The organism is Terrabacter sp. P5_B1, from assembly GCF_056400505.1.
In genome coordinates this window covers 1-7,559 of record NZ_JBFULD010000210.1, presented here as the reverse complement: position 1 = coordinate 7,559, position 7,559 = coordinate 1, and the positions used below count along the sequence as shown (strand labels likewise).

Annotated in this window: 9 protein-coding genes; 1 reads left to right on the top strand and 8 read right to left on the bottom strand. The window is 70.9% G+C overall.

The window, feature by feature from the left end:
• Positions 1-110 precede the first annotated feature (110 nt).
• The 6 genes from AC1DP0_RS14780 to AC1DP0_RS14755 form a co-directional block, all read right to left on the bottom strand.
• Positions 111-635 (bottom strand): RNA polymerase sigma factor, encoded by a 525-nt coding sequence (locus AC1DP0_RS14780; protein WP_478085366.1) that lies wholly within the window; start codon positions 633-635, stop codon positions 111-113.
• 105 nt (positions 636-740) lie between these two features.
• Complete coding sequence (locus AC1DP0_RS14775) at positions 741-1,460, bottom strand: hypothetical protein (protein WP_478085364.1); 720 nt, start codon at positions 1,458-1,460, stop codon at positions 741-743.
• Between the two features lie 118 nt (positions 1,461-1,578).
• Entirely contained in the window at positions 1,579-2,199 is a 621-nt protein-coding gene (locus AC1DP0_RS14770) for a dihydrofolate reductase family protein (protein WP_478085362.1), read from the bottom strand.
• On the bottom strand, positions 2,199-2,705 hold the full coding sequence (locus tag AC1DP0_RS14765; RefSeq protein ID WP_478085359.1) for an SRPBCC family protein: 507 nt from the start codon (positions 2,703-2,705) through the stop codon (positions 2,199-2,201). Before AC1DP0_RS14765 ends, AC1DP0_RS14770 begins: the two co-directional genes overlap by 1 nt.
• 3 nt (positions 2,706-2,708) lie before the next feature.
• Positions 2,709-3,050: an ArsR/SmtB family transcription factor gene (locus AC1DP0_RS14760; protein ID WP_478085356.1), complete on the bottom strand. Its 342-nt coding sequence runs from the start codon at positions 3,048-3,050 to the stop codon at positions 2,709-2,711.
• Positions 3,051-3,080: 30 nt separating this feature from the next.
• Positions 3,081-3,767: an alpha/beta fold hydrolase gene (locus AC1DP0_RS14755; RefSeq protein ID WP_478085354.1), complete on the bottom strand. Its 687-nt coding sequence runs from the start codon at positions 3,765-3,767 to the stop codon at positions 3,081-3,083.
• A 52-nt stretch (positions 3,768-3,819) separates the two neighbouring features.
• Between AC1DP0_RS14755 and AC1DP0_RS14750 the strand changes: the two genes are divergently transcribed.
• Positions 3,820-4,068: a DUF2630 family protein gene (locus tag AC1DP0_RS14750; protein WP_478085352.1), complete on the top strand. Its 249-nt coding sequence runs from the start codon at positions 3,820-3,822 to the stop codon at positions 4,066-4,068.
• A gap of 77 nt (positions 4,069-4,145) precedes the next feature.
• Here the strand turns inward: AC1DP0_RS14750 and AC1DP0_RS14745 are convergent, their stop codons facing one another.
• Together AC1DP0_RS14745 and AC1DP0_RS14740 are read right to left on the bottom strand one after the other, a co-directional pair.
• On the bottom strand, positions 4,146-5,972 hold the full coding sequence (locus tag AC1DP0_RS14745; RefSeq protein WP_478085348.1) for a glycoside hydrolase family 3 protein: 1,827 nt from the start codon (positions 5,970-5,972) through the stop codon (positions 4,146-4,148).
• Between the two features lie 78 nt (positions 5,973-6,050).
• Positions 6,051-7,559, bottom strand: a 1,509-nt coding sequence (locus tag AC1DP0_RS14740; protein ID WP_478085346.1) for a glucoamylase family protein, incomplete at its 5' end; no start/stop codon positions are given.

Genomic DNA, 7,559 nt, shown 5'->3' with positions numbered 1-7,559 from the left:
CGCGAAGAAGTCGCGCACGAGCGCGGCGTCCGGGTCGACGGCGTGAGGTCGGACGTTTGGCTCGGCGGCGCCGCCGGCCGGGTCTTCGGGGGTGCCCTGCGGGTCGTCACTCATCGCACGTCCTCCAGTTGTGCCGCCATCCGGCGGCGGGCATCGAACAGGTCCCGCTTGATCGCCCCTTCTGACTTTCCGAGCCGCGCGGCCACCGCGGCCACCGGCAGGTCGGCGTAGTAGTGCAGGATCACGGGCAGCCGCAACGCGTCGGGCAGAGCGAGGACGACCTCGCGGACGGTCAGCACGGTCGCCGTGTCTCGGTCGGTGCTGCCTGCCGGCGCCCCGAGCCGGCCATAGGCGGTCCCTTCCCGGGAGCGCTTGCGCCAGTGGTCCCTCACGAGGTTGGCCGTGACGGTGTAGAGCCAGGCCCGTGGCTCATGGACAGTGCCGCCCTCCCGCACGAGCCGGACGAAGGCCTCGGTCGCCAGGTCGTGCCCGAGCTCGGTGTCGCCGACGAGGCGTGCGGTCCAGCCGGCGAGCCTGCCGTAGTGGGCGTCGAAGAGCTGGCCCATGTTGGCGTCGCCCACGTTCGCGTCGGGCTCGTGGGGGTCGGTCTCGTGGGAGGCGCGCGGATCGCGCATCGCGCCCTCCCGAGGATCGAGCCTCACAGCTCTCGTCTGCTGTGCCACGCCATTGTGACGCCGCAGCACGTTCACCGGTTGGTTCTCTGCGCCGGCGCGTCGGCGTCAGCGACCGAACCGCGCGTCGTAGACGGCGTGCAGCTGGCCGTCCTGCTCCGCGGCATTGCCGACCGCGAGCGTCAGGGTGCCCCCTTTCGCGTCGTCGTGGTAGGTGACGTACGTGGTTCCGGCCGCACCCTGGGCGAAGATCCGCCGCCAGTGGGCGCCGCCCGGGTCGGCGTGGCTCCAGAGGGCACTGGCCACTGGCGCCGTCGCGTAGCGCTGGACCGCGACGTGGTCGCCACGTCCCCACGCCCGCACGAGCTGGTCGGCGTAGCCCACCGGCCCGACGGGACGCGCCCGTGAGAACCGCACGTCGTATGCCGCCTGCTGGTCGCCTTGGCCGAGGAGCACGTCGCTGACGGCGAGCGTGACGGTGCCGCCTCGGGCGTCGTCGTGGTACGTGACGAAGATGGTGCCCGCGGCGCCCTGCCAGCCGATCCGCCGCCAGCTCACGCCTCCGGGGGTGGAGTAGCCGAAGAGCGCGGCGACGACCGATGGCGTTGCGAGAGCGGCAGCGCCCATCCGGTCACCGCGACCCCAGGCCCGGACGAGCTGGTCGGCGTGGAGCACGGGGTCGGTGGTTGTTGCCTGTCCCACGGTGGCGACCGTGGACGTCACCGAGGCGGGTGTCGACCCCGCGGCCACAGCCGGCGCGGCCAGTACGGCGCCGGAGGCCAGCAGGGCGATGCAGGGATAGGCGATGCAGGGATAGGTGATCTTCATGGCGGTCTCCCAGAGGACTCCGGACGGTGTCTCCGTCCATGCTCTGAGACGCCGGGGATGACCCGCAGGTTGGGGTCGGGTCGCCGCTTGATCTCGCGGCTGACGAGAGGCGCAGACCTCAGACCTCCGCCCGGACTGCGTAGGTCAGGTGGCTGACCCGCTGCGTCGGCTCGGATCGGACCGGCTCGAGAGCCACGCGGCCCGCGTCCACGCCCTCGAACAGGCGGACCCCGGAGCCGAACAGCACGGGCGAGAGCGCGATCGAGAACTCGTCGACCAGACCGGCGTTCACGAACTCCAGGATCGTCGCACCGCCACCCGCGATGCGGACGTCCCGGTCGCCGGCCGCCTCGCGGGCCCGGTCGAGCGCGGACTCGATGCCGTCGTTGACGAAGTGGAAGGTGGTCCCTGACCGCTCCCACGGGTCACGTTGCTCGTGCGTCACGACGAAGACCGGCGTGTGGAACGGCGCCTCCTCCGGCCACGCATGCTCGCCGGCGTCGAACATGCGCTTGCCCATCACGCTCGCGCCGGTGCGCTCGAACGTCTCCCGCAGGATGTCGTTGTCACGCCCCTCCTCACCGCCCCCGCCGAGCTTGAGGTTCTCCCGGAAGAACCGCTGCGGGAAGACCCACTGCTGCAACTCCATCCACTGCCGCCCCATGAGGTCCTCGACGGACTCAGGCGCGATGAAACCGTCCAGCGACATCGACACGCTGAAGAACACCTTCCCCGCCATCAGCCCTCCGCTCCCTTCCGGACGATCGCGCGGACATAGGCAGCGAGGTTGTTCAGGGTCTGCTGACCGCCCTCGACGGCGTGGTACTTCTCGACCGCCTCGTCGCGCAGCGCCTTGGTGGGGAACACCGTGCCCATCTCGAGCCGGGTCGCCTCGCCGTCGGGCTCGAACGTCAAGACCGACTCGAAGGCGTTCGGGTCGCCGCGGAACTCACCGTGCAGCAGCGTGATTCGCTCCGGCGGGTCGATCTCGGTCCAGGAGATCCACTCCTGGTAGTCCGTCCCGTCCGGTCCGTGCATCACGAAGTCCCACTCCCCGCCGACCCGGAACTCGAACGCCCGCGTCGTTGTGGTGAACCCCTCCGGTCCCCACCATCGCGACAGGTGCCGCACCTCGGTGAAGGCCTCGAACACCAGCTCCCGCGGGGCGCTGATCACCCGGGAGATGACGATCTCTCGGTCGGCTGTCGCCGATTGCGTATGCGTGTCCCGTCCTGTCGCTGCCATGGGTCACTCCTCCTGTCGTGCCTGCTCGAGGTCCTGCACGTACTCGTCCAGCCGGTCGAAGCCCTCGTTCCAGTACCGCTCGAACCCGCCGGTCCACTCGTGAACCGGTCGCAGCCCTCGGGCGTCGAGGCCGTACAACCGCTGCTTGCCGGCCCTGCGATCCCGCACCAGCCCGACCTCCCGCAGCACCCGCAGGTGCTTGGAGGCCCCCGGCTGGGTCATCCCCAGCTCCTGGGCCAGCTCGGTCACCGGCCGCTCACCCGCGCGCAGCAGCACCAGGATCTCGCGGCGCCGCGGCTCGGCCACCGCGTTGAAGACGTCCGACGTCGTCGCTGCTCGTGCCATGGGACGATCATATTCCCATATCGGTATGTGTCAATGGCCTGACCGTCGGGGTGCGGACAGCAGGCAGGCCGCCACCTCGGCCGGCCGTGACAGGGCGGCGAGATGACCGCCGGGCAGGACGTCGACCTCGAGGCCGAGACGCTCGCGGGCCACGCGACGTTGCAGCTCGAGCGGGAAGAAGCGGTCGTCGGCACCGGCGACGACGCGAGTCGGGACGTCGGGCCACCCCTCGATGTCGCACGGCGTCTCGAAGGCACGCTCGACCTCGGGACGTTCGTGCTGCGCTCCACCTGCGGCGACGACCGGGTCCACGTCGTGGAGGAAGTACGTGTCGAGGTCGAGCTGCTCGTCGTACCCGCCGGCCCGGGCCGCCGCGATGCGCGCCCCTTCGGATCCGACGGCCTCCCACCAGGCGCCGGCCGTCTCCCCCGGCAACGGCACCATGGCGTTGAGCAGCACGAGTCCGGCGACAGGGCGGCGCGCAGCGACGATCGGCACCGTGAAACCGCCCATCGACTGCCCGACGACCACCACGTCGTCACGGCCGGCGACCGCGTCGAGGACGAGGGCGGCATACTCGCCCAGACCGGCGGCCGGATCATCGCCGGGAAGGTCGATGGCAAGGGCCTCGTGGCCGGCCTGCTGGAGGAGCGGCACGACGCGGTGCCAGTACCAGGCGGCGCCGCCGGCGCCGGGGACGAGCGCGAATGTGGCCACTGTCCACATGCTAGACCTCGACGGCACCGCCGCGCCGTGCCAAGGTGACGACATGGCTGACGACCCCTCGATCCAGGACCGCATCACCTCGCTCATCGACGAGGAGCACCGCCTCCGGGGTGCGCTCCAGTCAGGCGAGATCACCGTCGACGAGGAGCACGCGCGACTGCGCAGCGTCGAGGTCGAGCTCGACCAGTGCTGGGACCTGCTGCGCCAGCGCCGGGCCAAGCGCGAGTTCGGCGAGAACCCGGACGATGCCGAGGTGCGCTCCGAGCGCACCGTGGAGGGCTACAGCGGCTGACCCGCCACCCGCGTGGGTCGAGGTGTTTCACGACCGTATGCCGTCGCGGATCACCTCGACCCAACCCGGGCTCCGCGTCAGATCGTGAGGCCGTGGCCGAAGCGGAAGAGCGGGTCGTCGTAGCCCGGCACGTCCTCGTCGTGTGCCCGCACCTGGTCCATGGAGCGCGGCAGGTCGAACGGTAGGCGACCGACGGGCGCGATGGTGCCGGTCAGGGCGTCGAGCAGGGCGTCGTCGCTGCTGCCGAAGCTGCCGACGACCGCCGAGGCGAAGCGCAGCAGCGGTGTCACGACAGCGGGCCGGTCGAGCACGACGTCGATGACGAGCGGGCACACCGCGGCGATCCGCTCGAGCCGGGCGATGAGACCGGGCGGGAAGTCGAGCGACCCCTGGTGGAACCACGACTCGAGGAAGAGGTCGGAGCGCGGGTCGAACGGCGCCGTGAGCCGCACGACGGCCACGTCCGCGTCCTCCGGCCGCTCGACGGGCTTGCCGTGCCGGACGACCGCCTCGGGCGAGAGCCGCTCGGCGTAGATGCGCAGGCCCAGCTCGAGCGGGAGCCGACCGCCATCGTTGTGCAGCACGGTCACCGAACGGGACTGGGCGGCATACCCCTCGTCGCGGAAGTCGCCCCGGCCCACAGTCGCGGCGGCGGCGTCCTCGTCGACGTAGGGGTCGTCGAACAGGCCGAGCCGGAACTTCACGGCGAGGATGCGGCGGGCCGACTCGTCGATCCGCGCCTCGGTGACGCGATCCTGCGCGACGAGGTCGAGGAGGATGTCGACGCACTCCTCGCCGCCGAACTGGTCGGCCCCGGCCTCCAGGATGAGCTCCATCCGGCCGTGCGGGTCGAGGTGCTCGACACCCCACGCGCGGGCCGGCAGCACCTGGTCGCCGACGTGGTTGTCGTTGACGAGCTCCCAGTCGGTGACGACGACGCCGTCGTAGCCGAGCTTTTCGCGGAGCAGACCCGTGGCGACCTGCTTGTTGTAGCCGAAGCCGATCGGCTCGATCTCGACGCCGTCGACGACGAGGTCGACGGGCATCCCGTAGTACGGCATGATCCCCGCCGTCCCGGCCTCGATGATCGGAGGGAACGGCTTGAGGTGGTCGGCGAATCGCCCACCGGGATAGACCTGCTCGCGCCCGTAGGGGAAGTGCGCGTCCTCGCCGTCCTTTTGGGGCCCGCCTCCCGGGAAGTGCTTGCTCGTGCACGCGACACTGCCCGGCCCGAGTGAATCCCCTTGGAAACCCTTGAGATACGCGACACCCAGCTCCGTCACGAGGTCAGGGTCCTGACCGAACGTGCCCGCCTGGCGCGCCCAGCGCGGCTCGGTGGCGAGGTCGAGCGTCGGGTGCAGGGCGGCACGGATGCCGACCGCCGCATACTCCTGCCGGGCGATGTCGGCGAAGCGCCGCACCGCGTCCGCGTCGCGCAGCGCCGCGAGACCGAGCGGCTCGGGCCACTGCGAGAAGGCGCCGGCGGAGAAGGAGACCCCGACGTTCTCGATGAACGCGTGCCGCGGGTCGGTCGACACCGTCACGGGTATGCCGTGTGGCGTCCGTTCGGCGAGCGCCTGCAGGGCGTTGCTCCACCGGGCCGCCATGCGCGGGTCGTCGAGCGCGTGGACGTTGAAGTGGTTGAGGTGCTTCTCGAGCACGACGGTGCTCGTCGGGGACTTGCTGATGGCGCCCGGCTGCTCGAGCACCGTTCCGTCCGAGCCGGCCTCGATGACGGTCTGGAACATCAGGCCGACCTTCTCCTCGAGGGAGAGGCGACCGAGCAGGTCCTCGACACGCTCGTCGACCGGCAGCCGCGGGTCCTCGTAGGGGTCCATCCGGCCGTTGCCGTTGAGGTCTCGGTAGGCGACGCCGTCCTCGGTGGTTCGGAGCTCGGGGCGCACGGGTGAAGCCTTTCGTTCGTGAGGGGGCTCGTGGCCGCCAGACGCCTGCGTCCGGCGGCCACGAGGTCTGGGGGGCGGTCAGGCCACCGGGCTGGCGCCGAACTGCTCGATGCCGATGACCGGGCGCAGTCGGCTCTCGACAGCCTTGGTGCTGAACGCTCGTCGGATCACGTCCTGGCCGAGGACGTTGCCCACCGAGCCCATGATCATCGCCTGGTCGAGGGAGAGGTAGCGACGCGCGACGGTGCCCGACCGCACGGCCACCGCGTCGAAGAAGCCGCCGCGACCGTAGGAGTCGAAGTCGGCCTGCAGCTTCGCCAGGTTGGCGTACGCCTCACCCGGCTCGTGCATCATCGCGAGGAAGGACGCGTGCGGCGTCACGACACCGTCGCCGTAGGTCGGCGCCGGGTTCGTCGCCGGACGGCAGTCGCCGAAGCCCGCGTCGTAGTTCGTCTTCTGCTCGTCGGAGAAGTAGCCGTCGGGGTTGAGGCCCAGGGCGTCCACGCCGTACTCCCGGTACCCGCCGAACGGGTCGCTCGACGGGCTGAAGCCCCAGTAGCCGTAGCCGGCCTCGAGCAGGCCGTGCTCGCGCTGGGCCCGGACGTGCAGCGGGTGGTTGCGGCCCCAGCTGTTCGGGGCCCAGCGGGCCTCGTCGACGAAGACGTCCGGCATGAGCTCCTCGAACATCGAGCCGCCCCAGCCGGGCACGATGCGCATGCCGCGGTAGGTGTAGGCGCCCTCGTAGACGTCGATGCCGAAGTACGTCCGGTTGACGCCCGTCGGGCGGGACTCGGGCCACGACCAGTCGCACGCGTCCGGGAAGGTGCGCCACGTCGCGTAGTACGCCGTCGCCGGCACCTGGCCCGTGAGGATCCCCAGGTAGGTCGTGATGYGGGTCTCGGAGACGGCCGTGTCGTAGTGGTGCGTCGTCAGCCACACCGGGTCGCCGCCGATGTGGGTGCCCTGGTAGGTGCCTCCCGGACGCCCGTTCTCGTAGGGGTAGAAGCCGCCGTGCATGAGGCCACCGGGACGCACCTGGTGGGCTGGGTCGCTATTGTCGTCGTAGAAGGCGTCCCAGCGCATCCGGTCGAAGATCCGCTTGGCCCACGTGGCGGACCCGGGATCGGAGCTCTGCACGACGAGCAGGGCGGCCCCGAGCCAGCCGTTGTCGACGCTCGAGCAGAACGGGACGACCTTGTCGCCGGAGCCGGGCCAGGAGTAGAGCGCCTTGCCGGTCGCCTCGTCGTACCAGTTGTAGTACATCCCGCTCGGAGTGTGGTGCTCCATGCGCTCCACCGTCTTGAGCGTTCGGATGAGGCGGGCCGTCGCCTCGCCGCGGCTGATGATGCCGAGCTCGCGGGCCGCGATGGTCGACCACAGGTAGCCGCCGATGTTCGTCGGCGACGTGTAGCCCGAGCGGTCCTGGGCGGCAAGCGACTCGGGGATGTTGTCAGCCGGTAGACCCGTCTTCGGGTCGGTCATCGCGACGATGCTGCGCCACGTGTCGGTGGCCCAGCCGTGCAGGCGGCGGCTGTCGAGGACGGGGGCGCCGCGTCGGATGAGGGCGGGCGCGGATCGGGTGGGGGC